A 19,306-nucleotide genomic window follows, 5' to 3' on the forward strand; every position below is an offset into this window, starting at 1 on the left:
AAAGCGGCCCCCCTTCACCCGGTTGTATAGACCTGTAGCGCTATCAACCCCCCGTCATTGCTCGCTTTGCCATATGTCATCCGCGTTTCAAGCTGGCGCGTTCTGGGCCTATAATGGCACCCTTTTCGCCCAATGATTTTGCGGAGCTGGTGATGGTCGAACGTAAGGCTTCCGTCGAGCGCAATACCCTGGAAACCCAGGTCAAGTGCTCGATCAACCTCGATGGCAGTGGCAAGGCCCGATTCGATATCGGTGTGCCTTTCCTGGAACACATGCTGGACCAGATCGCCCGCCACGGGCTGATCGATCTGGATATCGAGTGCAAGGGTGACACCCATATCGACGACCACCATACCGTCGAAGACGTTGGCATCACCCTGGGCATGGCATTCGCCCAGGCCATCGGTGACAAGAAGGGCATCTTCCGCTACGGCCACGCCTACGTGCCGCTGGACGAAGCGCTGTCGCGCGTGGTCATCGACTTCTCGGGCCGCCCAGGCCTGCAAATGCATGTGCCGTATACCCGGGCCAGCGTCGGTGGCTTCGATGTCGACCTGTTCCAGGAGTTTTTCCAGGGCTTCGTCAACCACGCCCTGGTTACCTTGCACATCGACAACCTGCGTGGCCACAACACTCACCACCAGATCGAAACCGTGTTCAAGGCGTTCGGCCGTGCCCTGCGCATGGCGGTCACCCTGGACGAGCGCATGGCCGGGCAGATGCCGTCCACCAAAGGGTGCCTGTAAATGCAGACGGTAGCCGTAATCGACTATGGCATGGGCAACCTGCACTCGGTGGCCAAGGCGCTCGAGCACGTCGGTGCCGGTAAAGTGCTGGTGACCAGTGATGCGGCGGTCATCCGCGAGGCGGATCGCGTGGTGTTCCCTGGGGTAGGTGCGATTCGCGACTGCATGGCCGAAATCCGCCGCCTGGGCTTCGACAGCCTGGTGCGCGAAGTCAGCCAGGACCGGCCGTTCCTGGGCATCTGCGTGGGTATGCAGGCACTGCTCGAACACAGCGAGGAAAACACCGGCGTCGACTGCATCGGTTTGTTCCCCGGCCAGGTGCGCTTCTTCGGCAAAGACCTGCAAGAAGACGGCGAGCACCTGAAGGTGCCGCACATGGGCTGGAACGAAGTCAGCCAGACCATCCACCACCCGCTGTGGCACGACATTCCGGACCGCGCACGTTTCTATTTCGTGCATAGCTACTACATCAATGCCGGCAAGCCTGGCCAGGTGGTCGGCCGTGGCCACTACGGCGTCGATTTCGCTGCCGCACTGGCCGATGGCTCGCGCTTCGCCGTGCAGTTCCACCCAGAGAAAAGCCATACCCATGGCCTGCAGCTGCTGCAGAATTTCGTCGCCTGGGACGGGCGCTGGTAAATGAGCAGGTCAAAGACCAAGGCCCCGATCATCACCCTGGCCCCTGAGCAGGAGCGCGACGCGCTCGCTACGCTCAAACGCTTCCTCGAAGACCGCTTCGAGCTGGAGCTGGGGTCTTTCGAGGTGGTTGAGGTCCTTGAGCTGTTCAGCAAAGAAATTGCACCCCATTACTACAACAGGGCGATTGCCGATGTTCAGCTGCACCTCAAGGAGCGGTTCGAGAGCATCGAAAGCGATCTGTGGGCGCTTGAAAAAAGCTGAAAGCTTCAAGCTTCAAGCTTCAAGCTGCAAGCTGAAGCTGGATCGCCTATCGAATACACGACGCGCATTGCTTGCAGCTTGTCGCTTGCAACTTGCCGCTTGAATTGACGAAGGAAAGAGCATGCTGATTATCCCCGCTATCGATCTGAAGGACGGTGCCTGCGTGCGCCTGCGCCAGGGCCGTATGGAAGACTCCACGGTATTCTCCGACGACCCGGTGAGCATGGCCGCCAAGTGGGTCGAGGGTGGCTGCCGCCGCCTGCACCTGGTCGACCTGAACGGCGCCTTCGAAGGCCAGCCGGTCAACGGTGAAGTGGTCACTGCCATTGCCAAGCGCTACCCCACCCTGCCGATTCAGATCGGCGGCGGCATTCGTTCGCTGGAAACCATCGAGCACTACGTCAAGGCTGGCGTCAGCTATGTGATCATCGGCACCAAGGCGGTCAAGCAGCCTGAGTTCGTCGCCGAGGCGTGCAAGGCCTTCCCGGGCAAGGTCATCGTTGGCCTGGATGCCAAGGACGGCTTCGTCGCCACCGACGGCTGGGCCGAAGTCAGCTCGGTGCAGGTGATCGACCTGGCCAAGCGTTTCGAGGCCGATGGCGTTTCGGCGATCGTCTACACCGACATCGCCAAGGACGGCATGATGCAAGGCTGCAACGTGCCATTCACCAAGGCATTGGCCGAGGCCACCTCGATTCCGGTAATTGCCTCGGGCGGCATTCACAACCTGGGTGACATCAAGGCTCTGCTGGACGCCAAGGCCCCCGGCATCATCGGCGCCATCACCGGCCGCGCCATCTACGAAGGCACCCTCGACGTGGCCGAGGCCCAGGCCTTCTGCGACAACTATTGAATAGGAGCGGCAAGCTGCAAGCTGCAAGCTGCAAGAGAAAAGCCGGACCGCGTACTGCTTTATCTTGCAGCTTGCCGCTTGAAGCTTGCAGCTGCTCCCCAGGAGCTTCCATGGCTTTAGCTAAACGCATCATCCCTTGCCTGGACGTGGACAACGGCCGGGTGGTCAAGGGCGTCAAGTTCGAGAACATCCGTGATGCCGGCGACCCGGTGGAAATTGCCCGTCGCTACAACGAGCAGGGTGCCGACGAAATTACCTTCCTCGACATCACCGCCAGCGTCGATGGCCGCGATACCACCCTGCATACCGTCGAGCGCATGGCCAGCCAGGTGTTCATCCCGCTGACCGTGGGCGGTGGCGTGCGTACCGTGCAGGACATCCGCAACCTGCTCAATGCCGGGGCAGACAAGGTGTCGATCAACACCGCCGCGGTGTTCAACCCAGAGTTCGTGGGCGAGGCGGCAGACCGTTTTGGCTCGCAGTGCATTGTCGTGGCCATCGACGCCAAGAAGGTGTCCGGGCCGGGTGAAGAACCCCGCTGGGAAATCTTCACCCACGGTGGGCGCAAGCCGACCGGGCTGGATGCGGTGGCGTGGGCGAAGAAGATGGAGGGCCTGGGTGCCGGCGAGATCCTGCTGACCAGCATGGACCAGGACGGCATGAAGAGCGGCTTCGACCTGGGGGTTACCCGGGCCATCAGCGATGCGCTGGGTATTCCAGTGATTGCCTCGGGCGGGGTGGGTAACCTGCAGCACCTGGCTGACGGTATTGTGCAAGGGCATGCCAGCGCGGTGCTGGCGGCCAGCATTTTCCACTTTGGTGAGTACACGGTGCCAGAGGCCAAGGCTTACATGGCAGCGCGCGGGATCGTCGTTCGCTGAAACATTGATTGGGGCCGCAACGCGGCCCCAATTGCATCACCCGTGGTTTTTGCCAAGCAGCGCGTGATACAGCTCGGTATCCCCCAGAATCCCCACCAGTTTGTCGTTCTCCTGCAGCACCAGCTTGTTGCCGGTGTGGTAGCGAATCTGCAGCGCTTCACGCATGCCGATATCCGCATGCACCAGCGTCGGCCGACGCCCCAGGCCTTCTACCGACTGCCCCGGCGCCCATTGCTGCATCTCCAGGCCGTTTTGCCCTTGGCGTGCGCGCTTGATCGAGTTGCCTTCGCCCAGGTCCAGCCACGAGTCGCCGCTCGGGTCGAGGCACACCGAACCATTGACCCGTTTGCAGTTGTCCAGGCTGCGCATCAGGCTGCGGCCGCAAAGTACGTTCAGCGGGTTGGTGTGGGCGACGAAGGTACGCACGTACTCGTCGGCCGGGTTTAGCACGATCTCTTCCGGCTTGCTGTACTGGATGATCCGGCCGTCTTTCATGATCGCGATACGGCTACCCAGCTTCAACGCCTCGTCCAGGTCATGGCTGACGAACACGATGGTCTTGCTCAGCTTGGCCTGCAGGCCCAGCAGTTCGTCCTGCAAGCCCTGGCGGATCAGCGGGTCCAGTGCCGAGAAGGGTTCGTCCATCAGCAGGATGTCGGCGTCCATCGCCAGCGCGCGGGCCAAGCCAACGCGTTGCTGCATGCCGCCCGACAGTTCGTCCGGCTTCTTGTTGCGCCACTGGGTCAGGCCCACCAGCTCAAGCTTCTCGTCGACCAGCTTGCGCCGTTCCTTTTCCGGGCGGCCCTGCATTTCCAGGCCAAAGCTGATGTTCTCGCGTACCGTCAGCCAGGGCATCAGGGCGAACTTCTGGAACACCATGGCAATGCGCTTGGTGCGCATCATTTTCAGCTCGGCCGGGGTGCAGTGGGCGATGTCGATGTGCTTGCCTTCATGTTCGACAAACAGCTTGCCGCGGCTGACGGTGTTCAGGCCGTTGATGCAGCGCAGCAGGCTCGACTTGCCCGAACCGGACAGGCCCATCAATACGCAGATCTCGCCCTTCTGGATGTCCAGGTTGGCTTTTTCAACGCCCACCACCAGGCCGGTCTGCTTGAGGATCTGCTCGCGAGTCTGGCCTTTGTCCAGCAGTGCCAGCGCCTCGCGTGGCTTGTTGGAGAAAATGACGTCGACGTCTTCGAAACGAATGATGCTCATGCTTCACCCCTTACCGGCAGTTCCGGTTGCTTGCAGATACGGTCGAGCATGATCGCCAGCAGCACGATCGCCAGGCCCGCTTCGAAGCCCAGGGAAATATCGGCGGTGTTCAGTGCGTTGACCACAGGTTTGCCCAGGCCGTCAGCGCCGACCAGGGCGGCGATCACCACCATCGACAGCGACAACATGATGCACTGGGTAACGCCGGCGGCGATGCTGGGCATCGCATGCGGCAGTTCGATACGGGTGAGCAGTTGGCGGCGCGAGCAGCCAAACGCCTTGCCGGCGTCCATCAGCTCCTGCGGTACGTCGCAGATGCCCAGATAGGTGAGGCGGATAGGGGCGGCAATGGCGAACACCACGGTCGAGATCAGCCCTGGCACCACGCCCAGGCCGAACAGCGTCAGGGTGGGGATCAGGTACACGAAGGTGGGTACCGTTTGCATCAGGTCGAGCACCGGGCGCATGGCGGTGTAGAACATGGGTTTGTGCGCGGCAACGATGCCCAGCGGCACACCGATGGCCACGCACACCACGGTGGCGAAGGTCACTTGTGCCAGGGTTTCCATGGTTTCCTGCCAGTAACCCAGGTTGAAGATCAACAGGAACGACAGGGCGACGAATGCGGTCAGCGACCATTTACGCTGGATGAGGTGCGCCAGGGCGGCGAACAGGGCGGTGAGGACGAACGGGTTGAACCAGGTCAAGGCACTGGTGACGCCGTGGATCATGAACTCCAGGCCCTGTGCGATGGCGTCGAAGTAATTCGCGCCGTGCAGGGTCAGCCATTCAACGAACGAGGCGATGTACTGACCCAGCGGTATTTTCTGATCGATAAGCATGATAGCGAGCTTCCACCTGCATAGATTGAACTCAACCCGGAGCAGGCACGGTCCTGCCCCGAGGTAGCGCTATAGCGAATTGCGTTATTGCGTCAGCTTGGCCTTGGCCGCCTCCAGGCCGGGTTTGCCATCCACGGTGGTCACGCCGGCCAGCCAGGTGTCCAGCTTGCCTGGGTTGTCCTTGAGCCATTTCTTGGCAGCGGCCTCGGGCTTCATCTTGTCGTCCAGGACGTAGCCCATCATGGTGCTTTCATCCTTGAGCTCGAACGACAGGTTCTTCAGCAGTTGGCCAACGTTGCTGCACTCCTGCACGTAGCCTTTGCGGGTGTTGGTGTATACGGTCGCCTTGCCGAAGTCGGGGCCGAAGTATTCGTCACCGCCGGTCAGGTACTGCATCTTGAAGCGGGTGTTCATCGGGTGCGGTTCCCAGCCCAGGAACACCATGGCTTCGCCACGTTTCTGTGCCCGGTCGACCTGCGACAGCATGCCGGCCTCGCTGGACTGCACCAGCTTGAAGCCGGCGTCCTTCAGGCCGAAGGCGTTCTTGTCGATCATGCTCTGGATGGTGCGGTTGCCATCGTTGCCGGGTTCGATGCCGTAGATCTTGCCGCCCAGCTCCTGCTTGAACTTGGCAATGTCGCTGAAATCCTTCAGGCCTTTGTCATACAGCGCCTGGGGCACGGCCAGGGTGTACTTGGCGTTTTCAAGGTTGGCGCGCACGGTGTCCACAGTGCCGGCGTCGCGGTACTGCTTGATATCGTTTTCCATGGTCGGCATCCAGTTGCCGAGAAACACATCCAGGTCCTTGCCGGTAGCCAGCGACTTGTAGGTCACAGGTACCGAGATCATGGTGGTGTGGGTTTTATAACCCAGTGCTTCGAGCACAACGCTGGTGGTCGCAGTGGTGACCGTGATGTCGGTCCAGCCGACGTCAGAGAAACGAACCGTCTGGCACTGCTCGGGCTCGGCGGCTTGAGCCAGCAACGGTGCGGACAGCAACGCAACCAGCAACAGCGAGGGTGAACCTTTCATGGGTGGACTCCTGAGATTTTGTCTTCGGGTTCGCGTGGGTCGCCGGACGTTCTGACGGTCCGGTCGACCAGGCCTGCAGAGGGCAGGATGCGTGGCCGTGCTTTACGAGTCGCTTTCGATAATCCTCCACCGCCGGGCAATCGCCTACTGGTAGGGTCGTATCCAGTACGGAACGGGTCGTATCCAGTATGGGCGATGTCGCTTATGGATTTTTCCAGCCCCTCGCCCGCATTTTTGCGTCACCAGGCCGCTGGAAAACGGCGTATCGGGGCCATTCCCCAAGTAAAACCGTGCGGCGCTGCTGGACAAAATGGCGTCGGTTGTAGACGGCGAGAAGGCCGGTAAAAGCCCGATGATGCTGGCAATTCAAGGCGGCCCTGCTTGAGCCTAGCAGCTACCCCGCCGTGCGCATGGCGCGCACAGACAAGCCCAGCAAGAGGTGATTCGGTAATGGCCATCAGCGTGTTCGACCTGTTCAAGATCGGTGTCGGGCCTTCCAGCTCCCACACCGTCGGCCCCATGCGTGCTGGCGCCCTGTTTGTCCAAGGGCTGCGCGAGCGCGGCGAGTTGGAACGGGTACGGCGGATCGAGGTGCGCCTGTATGGCTCGCTGTCGGCCACCGGCGTCGGCCACGGCACCGACAACGCCACCATCATGGGGCTGATGGGCGAGTGGCCAGACGCCATTGACCCGACCCAGATCGTGCCGCGCATCGCCGACCTGCGCGAAACCAATACCCTCAAGCTGGACCGGCGCCTGCCTGTCGAGTTCGTGTGGGCGCGCGACATGCTGTTGCTGGATGAGAACCTGCCCTACCACCCCAACGCCATGACCTTGATTGCCGAAGGCGAGCAGGGCGAGTTGCACCGAGACACCTATTACTCGGTGGGTGGCGGCTTTGTGGTGGATGCCGCGCAGGCCGCCAGTGGTGTGCTGGATGCCGACCAGACGGTGCTGCCGTACGATTTCAACAGCGCCGCCGAGCTGCTGCAGCTGTGCAAGCAAAACGACCTTAGCGTGTCGCAATTGATGATGGCCAACGAAAAGGTCTGGCGCAGTGAAGAAGAGATTCACGCCGGCTTGCGCAAGCTCTGGCAAGCCATGCAGGAATGCGTCAACAACGGCCTGAAATACGAGGGCACGTTGCCCGGTGGGCTCAATGTGCGCCGCCGCGCCGCCAAACTGCACCGCAGCCTGCAGGAAATCGGCAAGCCTAACGTGATCGGCTCGACCATGAGCGCCATGGAGTGGGTCAACCTGTTCGCCCTGGCTGTCAACGAAGAGAATGCTGCAGGCGGGCGCATGGTGACGGCGCCTACCAACGGCGCGGCGGGCATCATCCCGGCGGTGTTGCACTACTACATGCGCTTCAGTGATGAGGTGGACGAGTCCAGTGTTACCGATTTCTTCCTTGGCGCTGCGGCGGTTGGCATCCTGTGCAAGAAGAACGCCTCCATCTCCGGCGCCGAAGTAGGCTGCCAGGGCGAGGTCGGCTCTGCCTGCGCCATGGCCGCTGCCGGCCTTGCGCAAGTGTTGGGCGCGACCCCGGCGCAGCTGGAAAACGCCGCGGAAATTGCCCTGGAGCACAACCTGGGGCTGACCTGCGACCCGGTAGGCGGGTTGGTGCAGGTGCCGTGCATCGAGCGCAACGCGATTGCTGCGGTAAAAGCCATCAACGCGGTGCAAATGGCCCTGCGTGGCGATGGCGAGCACTTCATCTCCCTCGACCAGGTGATCCGCACCATGCGCGACACCGGTGCCGACATGCACGACAAGTACAAGGAAACCTCCCGCGGTGGCCTGGCGGTCAGTGCCATCGAGTGCTGATGCCGAGTAGGCACCCAGGGCCTCTTGGTGGTGAACCCGCGAAGAGGCCTGCGCGTTTCAAGGCGGCGCAAAAGGCCTGGCCGTGCTCCTTTATGGTGCAGCCAATCCCTACCAGTTGTCGGATGTCGCAATCAGTGTGGGGCTTGTCGGTGACACTAAACAGTGTCGTTTCTGGGCAACCGCCCCACGGCGTGTCACTAAACTGCTCAGCCGTTACCCGCACGGCGCCTAGCACGGCTGTTTGAGACAACTTGGCCAGTACATTCAAAGCCTCTGATTTGCCTGACAAAGGCGTCGTTTTCAGGTTTTTTTGGATAGCCATTCAATTTCAGGCACGGCGTTTGCGTAGGTAATGGTCACCCACCCCCCGGCATGTGGCGGGGGCAATAACAAGAAAATGAGTGCCCGCATGAGGCACATCCAGCATTTGTGTGAGGAGAAACCGCGATGACGTCCTACACCTCCGGGGCCCCGTCCCAGAACCGCACAGCACCCCAGTCCATCGGGTTTCTTCTATTGGACAATTTCACCCTGATTTCCCTGGCTTCGGCTGTGGAGCCCCTGCGTATGGCCAACCAGCTGTCCGGCCGCGAACTGTACCGCTGGCACACGCTGACGGTCGATGGCGGCCAGGTGTGGGCCAGCGATGGTTTGCAGATCACCCCGGACGCGGCCATGCACAGTGCCCCTGCGATCGACACCGTGATCGTCTGCGGCGGTGTGGGCATTCAGCGCACCGTTACCCGCGAGCACGTGACCTGGCTGCAAGCCCAGGCGCGTCAGTCGCGGCGCCTGGGGGCCGTGTGCACGGGCAGTTGGGCCTTGGCCTGTGCCGGCCTGCTCGACGGCTTTGATTGCAGCGTGCACTGGGAATGCCTGGCCGCCATGCAGGAGGCCTACCCGCGGGTCAACATGAGTACCCGGCTGTTCACCCTCGACCGCAACCGCTTCACCAGCTCTGGCGGCACCGCGCCGCTGGACATGATGCTGCACCTGATCAGCCGCGACCACGGCCGCGAGCTGTCGGCGGCCATTTCCGAAATGTTCGTCTACGAACGCATTCGCAACGAGCAGGATCACCAGCGCGTGCCGCTCAAGCACATGCTCGGCACCAACCAGCCGAAGTTGCAGGAAATCGTCGCGCTGATGGAAGCCAACCTGGAAGAGCCGATCGACCTGGACGAGTTGGCGGTGTATGTGTCGGTGTCGCGGCGCCAGCTCGAGCGGTTGTTCCAGAAGTACCTGCACTGCTCGCCGTCGCGCTACTACCTGAAGCTGCGCCTTATCCGCGCCCGGCAACTGCTCAAACAGACGCCCATGTCGATCATCGAAGTGGCATCGGTGTGCGGTTTCGTATCCACGCCGCACTTCTCCAAATGCTACCGCGAGTACTTTGGCATTCCGCCGCGTGATGAGCGCGTGGGCTCCAACACCACGCACCAAGTGGCAATGATGCCGATTCCGCAGGCCATGACCTTGTCGCCGCACAGCGGGCCGATGGCGGCCCTGAGCCAGGCGCGTAACGAATCGACCTTTGCCAGCGTAAGGCTCTGAAACGGCATCGCCGGCAAGCCAGCTCCCCTAGGTCTTGCACAGGTCTTGAGCCTGTGTGATCACGGTGGGAGCCGGCTTGCCGGCGATAGGGCCGTAAGGAGAAATCAGGCGCGCTTGCTGAACTGCGCCAATGCCGGCAACAACTGCTTGTCGATGGCCTGGCGTACCGCCGGCAGAATCGTCGCGCTACCGGTATACATCTGTTCCACCATCCCCTTCAGGGCCCGTGCATTGGGCTCGGTCAGCCCGCGCACCACTGCCTCGCAGGCCTGTTCGGCAGTGGCCCCGGCTGGAATGTCGAATCCACGCGCCCGCAGGTGGCCTGCCAGGTCGTCCTGATCAATCAAATCCGCATGCATCATGGCTGTTGTCCCTTTTGTCGCGAAGAGAGTGCTGCTGTGATTTACGACCGATTCTGTGACGTGGGCGACAGGCCCGCAACAACAGAATGCCGGCATGGCTGCCATGACTAAGAACAGGTCGTTTACGGCTAAATCCAGCGCCTTCCCAGGCCCCACACTGAGGCCATTCACGGTACCAGAGGGTTTGGTCACCCTCGTTCATGCACAGTGGATGTTGCTCGCTCTTGGCCCCGGATGCTCACGGCTTTCCGGGGTTATTTTTTTGTTTTAAACCAACAGCGTGTTCCTGCACATCCATCCACCTGGCATTTTTGTCAGGTGACAGTAAAGCTGCGGTAGTGATCTGCTGAGGATGATGGATATCCTCAGGAGCGGCAATGTGAAAACGGCAATCTGGAACAGGATCCTGCTGGCTTCAACGGTGATATTTTTTGGGGCATGTTCGTCCTCTGGTCCCACCGTGACTGCAGCCACAAGTACCCCAGCCCAACTGTTCACCCTTGAACCCACCCCTACGCGCAAGGGCCTGCTAGAAACGGCTAGCGGCAACCTGGCCACATTGCTGGCCGACCCTGCGAACGTAGAGTTTACGCTGGTGAAGATCAACCCTGCACTTATAAGCCAGCAAACACAGGATTTGGCGGTGAGCTTACCGGACGGTAAAACCGCGCAGTTTCATTTACGCGATTTCACCACCATCACACCGGGTATTGACGGTTGGGTGGGTTACAAGCCTTCTGCATGGAAAGCGGCCCATGCGGCATCTGCTTCGGAGATCGAAAACGATCCGCTTTACTACCTCTCCTTGGCGCGTGAAGGTGACAACTTGGTGGGCCGCGTAGTTGTCGAAGGGCAGCGTTATCGGCTGGATTCAATCGGCTCGGGTCAGTATGTGCTGATCAAGGTTGATGAATCCAAGCTTCCCGCGGAAGGCGAACCCCGCGTCGACCCAGCAGGGCAGGCGCGCGATGATACCCAAGGGAAAGTTCCGCTGTCCGCGCACAGCACAATACGCGTGATGTTTCTGGCCACTTATCAACGAAGGGCCAAAAGCCCCCTCTATCGGCTTGAGCTCGCCCAGGCGCTGAACGACGCCAACCAGTACATGAAAAACAGTGACGTACAGATCACATATGAACTGGCCGGTTTTTTTGATGAGTTTTACGACGAAACCGGAAGAGATTACTCACAGCAACTGAATGATATCCGTCTAGCCCAACCATTCGCGGGGAATGTCTTGCGCCGGAGAGAGGTGTTGGGAGCGGATATGGTTTCAATGTATTCTGCAGCGCCTGGGCTATGCGGTCAGGCCTGGCTTACGTCGAGTAAAGAGCAGGCTCATTCGGTCATTAGTTGTACCGACTCGCTTGCTCACGAACTCGGTCATAACTTGGGCGCCAACCATAATTGGAAGGAAGGCGATAACGAGGGCCGTCCGCCCTATATGTACGGCTATCTATATAACAGACTTGCGCCCAGGTTCAGCACGCAGATGTCGGCTAAGTGCTCGCCAACGTCAGCGTGCCCGAGGCTTGCGTACCACTCCAACCCTAGGCTGGCGTACTATGGCGTTCTTCTTGGGACTGAGGCACATCATGATGTCGCGCGCCGCTTTAACGAACGTAGGGAAACGGTAGAGAATTTCTATCCCGTGCCGCTTGCGCCACCTATGGATCTGGAATTCTACCCCGAAAAGAATTTTTCTGGGCACCCCTGCAGCCTAGAGTTTCTCCCCAATGACATACGCCCCAACTGCAATAAAGTACATTCGGTTAAGGTTAACAATTTCAAAGCTGGAATGAGGCTGTGTTTCTACGCCATCGCCTTTAACTATGCCTGTTACCGCGGTTCTTACACGGGTGATTTTCAGGTGGCGGACCTCGATGCGTCAGGCACATTGCCTGATGGGCTGGGGCGGGAAACCCCTCCTGGTGATAAACCTTTGATCGGAAGAATTCGAAATATCGAGTACACGCTGGACACTTCCGTAACTATTCAACTCTATTCTCTTGCAGACTATCGAGGTGATACCTGCACATTCCGCCTGTCCCAAGGCAGTGTGGACAAGATTTCAGATTTTCCAGGATGCGACGCAGTAGCCAGCGGAAAATCACGCTCCGCGAAGGTGTATGCTTTCCCAGGGGGTAACTCCAAGCTTTGTTTCCTTAACACCGACGACCGTCGAAGTCTTTGCTTCACAGGGAGCTATCAGGGCAACTTCCAGATCAGAAATTGGGACGTGGGCAGTGACTTGCCGCAGGGGCTTGTTCGCACGCATGCGGGGGGTGGTTACATGAACGGCTCCGTGCACCGTGTTTCCTTCGGCATGCAATAGCCCTGGTTGGCTCCCCGCTCCTCTCTTTGCCAGCCGCCGCGCCCACCGGATGAAGGTGCTGGTGCATGCCGTAGGCAGGTCTGCTGAGTTCGTGCACTTTCGCTCGGGCACAACAGTGCAGTCGATGAAGTTGTTCATGATCATCAAGGCAGCGATGCAGACCTGATAAATTTGCCAGTTGTGCCGAGTGGGCAGCTGATCTGTAATTTCACGCTCCGGTGAAATGGAGGCTAGCCCCATGAAACTTTGGTTGCGGTTGATTTCAGCGACTATATTGGTGTCAGCAAGTTCGGGCGTGCTTGCCAGCGATCATAATGAGGGTGCATCGCCTATCACACAACTTTTCCAAATAGCCATAGGCGATGACCTTGAAGACCTGAAGCGCGATAGACAGGTGTACCCGTTGTTCAGTGATCTGTTGAAAGATCCAGCAACCCAACACGTGCAGCGGGTGGTGGTGAATAGTTCTTTGGTAGACCAGGCCAACAAAACGCTAAGTGTTCCGCTCGGGCATAACAAGACAGCGACCTTCAGGTTGCGGCTCAGTGATCCACCTACGCCGGGTATGGTGGGATGGGTCGGAGACTCCGTAGCTGGGCCGCTGGGTAACAACGACACCGAAATCGTTTTTGCCCCATTTACCTGGATTTCCTTGGTACGGGACGGGCAGCGGTTGACTGGCGCTATTCATGTAGACAGTGAATCCTACCGATTGCAATATGTTGGAGGCGGGCAACATGTATTAGTCAAAGTCGATGAAACCAAAATGCCTGCTGAACATTTCACCGATGTACGGCAGCCTGAAACAGACTCTGGTGCTGGAAAGGCGCCAGAATCTGACCACAGCACCATCCGTGTGCTGTTTTTTACAACCCATGAACGGCGCGTCAAAAACCCGGATTACCGTGCGACACTAGCCCGTGTCGTGCAAGATGCCAATCAGGTGATGCTCAACTCGAATGTACCCGTTACCGTCAGTATTGCGGGGTTCATGGAGCCTGATTACAAGGAAGGCGACAAGACCGGTGTAGAGCAGTTCACGGACTTCAGGACGCCGGGTCGGAACTTGAATAATGAGGTGCAGCGCTGGCGCGATGAGCTTCTGGCCGACGTGGTAACGTTGTATACGTCCTACCCGGGTACAGGGGGTGAGGTCGCCACAGGCGGCTATGTCATTGTCGGTGCTGCTGACGCGTTCGCTCACGAGATTGGGCACGTGTTGGGCGCCGCGCATGGTTGGAACGGAACATCGCCTGGCTACAAGTTCGGTTATAGCCATGATAATCCGAAATTCCACACAAGGATGGTCACCACTTGGGGGTCCATACCCTATTTCTCCAATCCACGGCTCACTTATCAGGGCGTGCCAATGGGAACGCCCGAACACCATGATGTGGCTCGCACCCTGGATGAGCATAGGGAAGAAATCGAAAACCTCTACCCCCCACCCACCGCGCCTAGACTCTATGTTGAACTTTATGCGGAGCGTAATTTTCTTGGTCAGCAGTGCAGCATGTTCATGGTGCCCGGTATGCATCTGCCCCCTTGCACCGCCGTGAAATCAATGAAGGTCAGTGACTTTACCGACGGCAGCAAGTTGTGCTTGAAGTCCTACAGGCTCGATCTGTCGTCTTGTTATGTGGGTGCCTATGCAGGCGACTTTGAAGTCGCAGATATCGACAAGAAAGCGGCATTGCCGCACGGCTTGCGTCGTGAAGCTTCCGGCTCGAAACCACTGGTTGGCAATATCGACCACGTTGAGTATGCGAGGGATGACAAACTCACCATTCAACTCTACTCGCAGGCGAATTTTCGAGGTGCCTCCTGTGAGCTTCGGCTCCCCGCCGGGGCTGTATACGACCTGTCAACCTGGGGGGCGTGCAGTGCGGTGTCCAATGGCAAGTCGCGTTCGGCGAAGGTTTACGGCTTTCTTGGCGATGCCAGGAAACTCTGCTTCCATAGCGAAACCTCGGCCAAGAGCCTGTGCTTCAGCGGGTCTTACAAAGGCCGTTTTGAGGTCGCCAATTGGGACAGTGCCAGTGGGCTGCCTGAAAACCTCATCAGGGTTCATCGGGGAGGAGGGTATATGAACGGGGCCATCTATCGTGTCTCCTACGATATTGATACACAAGATCAACCGCCTATGCCCAGCCGGTGATGTGCGTGGGTAAGGGGCCTAAGGGTTAACGAGTTGAGCCATCAGCCGGCTGGTTCAGGCGGCTGATGGTTGCGCCAACGTAGTTGGGTATCGACAGATCATCCTGTTGCGTTTGCAGGCGCTGTATCGCCGCCATGCTGCGCGCTTCGAACGGCGCGGAGGTCGGCCCGGCCAGGTCAACGTGCAGGAGCATCTGCTCGCTGGCAGCCAGCACCTCATCGAACCCGGCCCGGTGCAGGCTGTGATAGACATGCAGGCGCTTGCGATCAACGCCGATGATCTGCGTCTGCACCCACACCTCGGTGCCAAGCTTCACCTCATGCAGGTAGTTGATGTGCGCCTCCAGGGTGAACAGCGAATGCCCGCTCTGCCCCCGGCTGTCGGCATCCAGGCCGATGCGCTCCATCAGCGCATCGGTGGCGTAGCTGAAAATCAGCAGGTAAAAGGCATCGCGCAGGTGCCCGTTGTAGTCCACCCAGTCCTCCTGGACTGGGGTGCGGTAGGTGATCAGTGCGGGCATTGTGGTCTCCTCATTCGCCGAACGACATGCCGTGCTTTTGCTTGCTGCTCTTTACGGCTTCCAGCACGGCAAGCAGGGTGTCATCACGATAGCGTTCCAGTGCGGCAATGCTGCGTTCTCCCAGTTGCGCCGAGGTGCCGTCCACCACATCGTCAATCAGCTTGTCGGTCAGGTCCGGTGCGGGCAGGTAGGTCCACGGCAGTTTCAGCGCCGGGCCGAACTGCGACATGAAGTGGCGCATGCCTGCGTCGCCACCGGCCAGGGTGTAGGTGAGGAAGGTACCCATGAACGACCAGCGCAGGCCGGCGCCAAAGCGGATTGCGTCGTCGATTTCACCGGTGGTCGCCACGCCGTCGTTCACCAGGTGCAGGGCCTCGCGCCAGAGTGCTTCGAGCAGGCGGTCGGCGATGAAGCCGGGCACTTCCTTGCGCACGTGCAGCGGGCGCATGCCCAGGGCGGTATAGATGACCTTCGCTGCCTCGATGGCTTCGGGCGCGGTACGTTTGCCACCGACGATTTCCACCAGCGGCAGCAGGTACACCGGGTTGAACGGGTGGCCCACCACGCAGCGCTCCGGGTGCGTGGCAGACTCGTAGAACTCGCTGGGCAGCAGGCCGGAAGTGCTGGAGCCGATGATGGCCTCGGGCTTGGCCGCGGCGCTTATTTTTGCGTGCAGGTCGAGCTTCAGGTCCAGCCGCTCTGGCGCGCTTTCCTGAATGAAATCGGCATCGCGTACGCATTCCTCGATGGTGGCAACGAACTTCAGGCGGGCTTGTGACGCGCCGGGCGCCAGCCCCTGCTTCTCAAGCGCTGGCCAGGCATTGGCAATACGCTTGCGCAGCGCCGGTTCTGCGCCAGGTGCAGGGTCCCAGGCGATCACGTCCAGGCCGTGGGCCAGGGCGCGGGCAACCCAGCCGCTGCCGATCACGCCGCTACCCAGGGCGGCGAAGGTCTTGATCTGGGTGATGAAGGGCATATCGAGTCCTCAGGCTAAAAAAATGCTCAGAATTGGCGCCAGTCCTTATGGGAGCAGGCGGGATCAGCGGCGCTTGAGGTTCATTTTTTCCCGGCCCTCGGCCGGGGTCAGTACACGGGCGCCAAGGCGCGAGATGATCTCCACCGCCCGTTCGACCAGCTGGCCATTGCTGGCCAGTACGCCACGGTCCAGATACAGGTTGTCTTCCAGCCCCACCCGCACGTTGCCGCCTAGCAACACGGCCTGCGCTGCCATCGGCATCTGCATGCGGCCGATGCCGAAACCTGCCCAGGTCACATTGGCCGGCAGGTTGTCGACCATGGCTTTCATGGTGGTGGTGTCGGCCGGCGCGCCCCACGGGATGCCCAGGCATAGCTGGAACAGAGGGTCGTCCAGCAGGCCTTCCTTCATCATTTGCTTGGCGAACCACAGGTGGCCGGTGTCGAAAATTTCCAGTTCTGCCTTCACGCCCAGTTCGGTGATGCGCTTTGCGCCGGCACGCAGTTGCGCAGGGGTGGACACATAGATCGAGTTGCCGTCGCCGAAGTTGAGGGTGCCGCAGTCGAGGGTGCAGATTTCCGGCAACAACGCTTCCACGTGGGCCAGACGCTCCAGCGGGCCGATCAGGTCGGTGCCGGCGCCGAATTCCAGTGGCGTTTCACCCGGGCCGATTTCCAGGTCACCCCCCATGCCGGCGGTGAGGTTGACGATGATGTCCACGTCGGCTTCACGAATGCGTTCCATGACTTCGCGGTACAGCGCCACGTCACGGCTGAAGCGGCCGGTTTGCGGGTCGCGCACGTGGCAGTGGACCACAGTGGCGCCCGCCTTGGCAGCCTCTACGGCAGCGTCGGCGATTTGCCGGGGGGTGACGGGGACAAGGTGGCTTTTCGAGGCAGTGTCGCCGGCACCGGTAAGGGCGCAGGTGATGATGACGTCGTGGTTCATGGTGCGGTTCCTTGTGGTGTATGTACTGGCCTTTTCGCGGGCAAGCCCGTTCCCGCAGGGGCCCGTGATGGCCCTGCCCAGGTGTGCCCTGTGGGAGCGGGTTCAGCCGCGAAGAGGCCCTGTCAGTTGGCGGTAAGCTTGAGGTTGTCCGCAGCCGGCTTGCCATCGAAGGTGGTCACCCCTTCCAGCCAGCGCGCCTTGTCTTCGGGGTGGTCTTTCAGCCACTGGCGGGCGGACTCCAGCGCGTCCTTGTGGTCGAGCAGCGGCTGCATCATGCGGCTTTCGTCCTCGGCGCTGAATGTCAGGTTGGCCAGCAGGCGATTGGCGTTGGGGCAGCGTTCGGCGTAGTCCGGCGCGGTCACCGTCCACACCGTGGCACGGCCCTCGTCGGGGCCGAGGGCGTCCTGGCTGTCACCCAGGTAGGCCATGTCGATGTTCACGTTCATCGGGTGTGGTGCCCAGCCGAAGAACACCACGGCTTCCTTGCGCCGCACAGCGCGGTCGACCGCGGCGAGCATGCCCGCCTCGCTGGACTCGACCAGCTGGAATTTGCCCAGACCAAACTGGTTCTTGGTGATCATGGCCTTGATCTGCGTATTGGCCCCCGAGCCTGGCTCGATGCCATAGATCTTGCCGCCCAGTTCCTTTTCGAACTTGTGGATGTCGGCAAAGGTTTTCAGGCCCTTGTCATACAGATATTTCGGCACGGCGAGGGTGGCGCGGGCGTCTTCCAGGCTTGGCTTGTCGAGCACCTTGACCTGCCCGGCGTCGACGAACGGGGTGATGGTCTGGGTCATGATCGGGTTCCAGTAACCCAGGAACATGTCCAGACGCTTGTCGCGGATGCCGGCAAAAATGATCTGCTGCGAAGCGCTGGTCTGTTTGGTCTGGTAGCCCAGGCCATCGAGCAGCACCTGAGCCATGGCGCTGGTGGCAATGACGTCGGTCCAGTTGACCACGCCCAGGCGAACGTTCTTGCAGGCCGCGGGTTCGGCGGCCAACAGTGGGGAAGTGGCGATGCTGCTCAGGGCAAGGGTCAACAGGCTGCGGCGGATCAAGCTGTGCATGGTGGCTCTCCATCGGCAGTGCATATTGTTATGGGGTCCGGTCTCTCTGGACCGTGTGAATACGCTACGCTGGCGTCATCTTGCCCAAGCGCACGCTAGCGACAGGAATTAGCACCTGGGCGACCAGTTTCTGTGGAGGGGGATGATGGAGACGATTGCCTTTCTGTTGGTGCCCGGTTTTTCCGCCATGGGGTTCATTTCCGCGGTGGAACCACTGCGGGTAGCCAACCGTTTTGGCGGGCCGTTGTACCGGTGGCAGGTGCTGAGCATGAACGGTGAGGCGGTGCTGGCGAGCAATGGCATGTCCATCAATGCCGATGCCGCTCTAGGGGAGGGCGAGCCGCCCGACATCCTGCTGGTGGTTGCGGGCTTCGAACCACTTGCCCATGTCGCATCCAAACTGCTGCATGCGCTGCGCCGGCTCAACCATGAGGCTGTGATGCTTGGGGGGATCGACACCGGTGCGATGGTGTTGGCCGAGGCGGGGCTGCTCGAGGGCTACCGGGCGACGTTGCATTGGGAGGCGCTGGAGGCCTTCAAGGAACGCTATCCAGGACTTCAAGCCACCCAGGAGCTGTTCGAGATTGACCGCAGCCGCATCACCTGTGCCGGCGGAACGGCCTCGATCGATCTGATGCTGTACTTGATTGCCCAGGCTCACGGCAGCGAACTGGCGGTGAAAGTCTCCGAACAGTTCGTGCTGGGGCGTATCCGTCAGCGCCAGGACCACCAGCGCATGCAGATCGGCGCGCGTTATGGCATCAGTAACAAGAAGCTGATCCATGCCATTGGCGAAATGGAAAAACACTTCGAGCCACCACTGACCACGCTGGATCTGGCAGCCGCGATCAAGGTCACGAGGCGTCAACTGGAGCGGTTGTTTCGCATACACCTGGGTGCCACACCCAGCAGTTTCTATCTTGCGTTACGGCTGGACAAGGCGCGTCAGCTGTTGGCCCAGACCGACATGTCGGTGACCGAGGTCAGCATTGCGTGCGGGTTCGAACTTCCATCGTATTTTACGCGGCGCTACAAGCTGAAGTTTGGGCGGTGCCCGCGGGAGGAACGCCGGCCGGGCGGTTCCAACTGA

At 60.3% G+C, this 19,306-nt stretch carries 18 protein-coding genes; 10 read left to right on the forward strand and 8 right to left on the reverse strand.

Annotation, left to right across the window (positions count from 1 at the left end):
• The first annotated feature begins 152 nt into the window (after positions 1–152).
• From hisB to hisF, 5 genes are all read left to right on the forward strand, one after another.
• The gene (gene hisB / locus GEV39_RS01315) at positions 153–746 is read left to right on the forward strand and encodes an imidazoleglycerol-phosphate dehydratase HisB (protein ID WP_009682881.1); all 594 of its coding nucleotides are present in this window, start codon (positions 153–155) and stop codon (positions 744–746) included.
• Positions 747–1,385, forward strand: coding sequence for an imidazole glycerol phosphate synthase subunit HisH (hisH, locus tag GEV39_RS01320; RefSeq protein WP_009682882.1), 639 nt, complete (start codon positions 747–749; stop codon positions 1,383–1,385).
• Positions 1,386–1,646 (forward strand): DUF2164 domain-containing protein, encoded by a 261-nt coding sequence (locus tag GEV39_RS01325; protein ID WP_173887305.1) that lies wholly within the window; start codon positions 1,386–1,388, stop codon positions 1,644–1,646.
• A 121-nt stretch (positions 1,647–1,767) separates the two neighbouring features.
• A complete protein-coding gene (gene hisA, locus GEV39_RS01330) occupies positions 1,768–2,499 on the forward strand; it encodes a 1-(5-phosphoribosyl)-5-[(5-phosphoribosylamino)methylideneamino]imidazole-4-carboxamide isomerase (RefSeq protein ID WP_173887307.1) in 732 nt (243 codons plus the stop codon).
• Between the two features lie 110 nt (positions 2,500–2,609).
• Positions 2,610–3,380, forward strand: coding sequence for an imidazole glycerol phosphate synthase subunit HisF (hisF, locus tag GEV39_RS01335; RefSeq protein ID WP_029886410.1), 771 nt, complete (start codon positions 2,610–2,612; stop codon positions 3,378–3,380).
• A 36-nt stretch (positions 3,381–3,416) separates the two neighbouring features.
• Here the strand turns inward: hisF and choV are convergent, their stop codons facing one another.
• The 3 genes from choV to GEV39_RS01350 form a co-directional block, all read right to left on the reverse strand.
• Positions 3,417–4,595, reverse strand: coding sequence for a choline ABC transporter ATP-binding protein (choV, locus tag GEV39_RS01340; protein ID WP_009682886.1), 1,179 nt, complete (start codon positions 4,593–4,595; stop codon positions 3,417–3,419).
• Complete coding sequence (gene choW, locus GEV39_RS01345; protein WP_173891635.1) at positions 4,592–5,440, reverse strand: choline ABC transporter permease subunit; 849 nt, start codon at positions 5,438–5,440, stop codon at positions 4,592–4,594. Before choW ends, choV begins: the two co-directional genes overlap by 4 nt.
• An 81-nt stretch (positions 5,441–5,521) precedes the next feature.
• Positions 5,522–6,469 carry a choline ABC transporter substrate-binding protein gene (locus GEV39_RS01350; RefSeq protein WP_173887309.1) on the reverse strand — a complete coding sequence of 316 codons (948 nt, stop codon included), beginning with the start codon at positions 6,467–6,469 and terminating at the stop codon, positions 5,522–5,524.
• 450 nt (positions 6,470–6,919) lie between these two features.
• On the opposite strand from GEV39_RS01350, the gene GEV39_RS01355 reads away from it, so the two are divergent.
• Together GEV39_RS01355 and gbdR are read left to right on the forward strand one after the other, a co-directional pair.
• On the forward strand, positions 6,920–8,296 hold the full coding sequence (locus GEV39_RS01355) for an L-serine ammonia-lyase (RefSeq protein WP_173887311.1): 1,377 nt from the start codon (positions 6,920–6,922) through the stop codon (positions 8,294–8,296).
• A 447-nt stretch (positions 8,297–8,743) separates the two neighbouring features.
• Complete coding sequence (gene gbdR, locus GEV39_RS01360; RefSeq protein WP_173887313.1) at positions 8,744–9,850, forward strand: choline metabolism transcriptional regulator GbdR; 1,107 nt, start codon at positions 8,744–8,746, stop codon at positions 9,848–9,850.
• A gap of 104 nt (positions 9,851–9,954) precedes the next feature.
• Here the strand turns inward: gbdR and GEV39_RS01365 are convergent, their stop codons facing one another.
• Positions 9,955–10,212 (reverse strand): hypothetical protein, encoded by a 258-nt coding sequence (locus GEV39_RS01365; RefSeq protein ID WP_028635296.1) that lies wholly within the window; start codon positions 10,210–10,212, stop codon positions 9,955–9,957.
• A gap of 379 nt (positions 10,213–10,591) precedes the next feature.
• On the opposite strand from GEV39_RS01365, the gene GEV39_RS01370 reads away from it, so the two are divergent.
• Positions 10,592–12,547, forward strand: a complete 1,956-nt coding sequence (locus GEV39_RS01370) for a zinc-dependent metalloprotease family protein (protein WP_249414316.1) — start codon at positions 10,592–10,594, stop codon at positions 12,545–12,547.
• Between the two features lie 238 nt (positions 12,548–12,785).
• Positions 12,786–14,705, forward strand: coding sequence for a reprolysin-like metallopeptidase (locus GEV39_RS01375; RefSeq protein ID WP_173887315.1), 1,920 nt, complete (start codon positions 12,786–12,788; stop codon positions 14,703–14,705).
• A 25-nt stretch (positions 14,706–14,730) separates the two neighbouring features.
• Here the strand turns inward: GEV39_RS01375 and GEV39_RS01380 are convergent, their stop codons facing one another.
• The 4 genes from GEV39_RS01380 to choX form a co-directional block, all read right to left on the reverse strand.
• Positions 14,731–15,225, reverse strand: a complete 495-nt coding sequence (locus GEV39_RS01380; protein WP_173887317.1) for a thioesterase family protein — start codon at positions 15,223–15,225, stop codon at positions 14,731–14,733.
• Between the two features lie 10 nt (positions 15,226–15,235).
• Positions 15,236–16,201 carry an L-carnitine dehydrogenase gene (locus GEV39_RS01385; RefSeq protein ID WP_173887319.1) on the reverse strand — a complete coding sequence of 322 codons (966 nt, stop codon included), beginning with the start codon at positions 16,199–16,201 and terminating at the stop codon, positions 15,236–15,238.
• Between the two features lie 63 nt (positions 16,202–16,264).
• Positions 16,265–17,149: a 3-dehydrocarnitine:acetyl-CoA trimethylamine transferase CdhC gene (gene cdhC, locus GEV39_RS01390; protein ID WP_054905537.1), complete on the reverse strand. Its 885-nt coding sequence runs from the start codon at positions 17,147–17,149 to the stop codon at positions 16,265–16,267.
• Positions 17,150–17,271: 122 nt separating this feature from the next.
• A complete protein-coding gene (gene choX, locus GEV39_RS01395; protein ID WP_173887321.1) occupies positions 17,272–18,216 on the reverse strand; it encodes a choline ABC transporter substrate-binding protein in 945 nt (314 codons plus the stop codon).
• Positions 18,217–18,358: 142 nt separating this feature from the next.
• Between choX and GEV39_RS01400 the strand changes: the two genes are divergently transcribed.
• Complete coding sequence (locus GEV39_RS01400; RefSeq protein WP_173887323.1) at positions 18,359–19,306, forward strand: GlxA family transcriptional regulator; 948 nt, start codon at positions 18,359–18,361, stop codon at positions 19,304–19,306.

The organism is Pseudomonas sp. NY5710 (genome assembly GCF_013305665.1).
Classification (GTDB): Bacteria; Pseudomonadota; Gammaproteobacteria; order Pseudomonadales; family Pseudomonadaceae; genus Aquipseudomonas; species Aquipseudomonas juntendi.

Bases quoted from the DNA above. Each gene is read 5' to 3' on its own strand.
- hisH (WP_009682882.1), top strand. From the start codon at position 747: ATGCAGACGGTAGCCGTAATCGACTATGGCATGGGCAACCTGCACTCG.
- choV (WP_009682886.1), bottom strand. From the start codon at position 4,595: ATGAGCATCATTCGTTTCGAAGACGTCGACGTCATTTTCTCCAACAAG.
- GEV39_RS01350 (WP_173887309.1), bottom strand. From the start codon at position 6,469: ATGAAAGGTTCACCCTCGCTGTTGCTGGTTGCGTTGCTGTCCGCACCG.
- choX (WP_173887321.1), bottom strand. From the start codon at position 18,216: ATGCACAGCTTGATCCGCCGCAGCCTGTTGACCCTTGCCCTGAGCAGC.
- GEV39_RS01365 (WP_028635296.1), bottom strand. From the start codon at position 10,212: ATGATGCATGCGGATTTGATTGATCAGGACGACCTGGCAGGCCACCTG.
- cdhC (WP_054905537.1), bottom strand. From the start codon at position 17,149: ATGAACCACGACGTCATCATCACCTGCGCCCTTACCGGTGCCGGCGAC.
- gbdR (WP_173887313.1), top strand. From the start codon at position 8,744: ATGACGTCCTACACCTCCGGGGCCCCGTCCCAGAACCGCACAGCACCC.
- GEV39_RS01400 (WP_173887323.1), top strand. From the start codon at position 18,359: ATGATGGAGACGATTGCCTTTCTGTTGGTGCCCGGTTTTTCCGCCATG.
- GEV39_RS01375 (WP_173887315.1), top strand. From the start codon at position 12,786: ATGAAACTTTGGTTGCGGTTGATTTCAGCGACTATATTGGTGTCAGCA.
- hisA (WP_173887307.1), top strand. From the start codon at position 1,768: ATGCTGATTATCCCCGCTATCGATCTGAAGGACGGTGCCTGCGTGCGC.
- hisF (WP_029886410.1), top strand. From the start codon at position 2,610: ATGGCTTTAGCTAAACGCATCATCCCTTGCCTGGACGTGGACAACGGC.
- GEV39_RS01355 (WP_173887311.1), top strand. From the start codon at position 6,920: ATGGCCATCAGCGTGTTCGACCTGTTCAAGATCGGTGTCGGGCCTTCC.
- GEV39_RS01380 (WP_173887317.1), bottom strand. From the start codon at position 15,225: ATGCCCGCACTGATCACCTACCGCACCCCAGTCCAGGAGGACTGGGTG.
- hisB (WP_009682881.1), top strand. From the start codon at position 153: ATGGTCGAACGTAAGGCTTCCGTCGAGCGCAATACCCTGGAAACCCAG.
- GEV39_RS01325 (WP_173887305.1), top strand. From the start codon at position 1,386: ATGAGCAGGTCAAAGACCAAGGCCCCGATCATCACCCTGGCCCCTGAG.
- GEV39_RS01385 (WP_173887319.1), bottom strand. From the start codon at position 16,201: ATGCCCTTCATCACCCAGATCAAGACCTTCGCCGCCCTGGGTAGCGGC.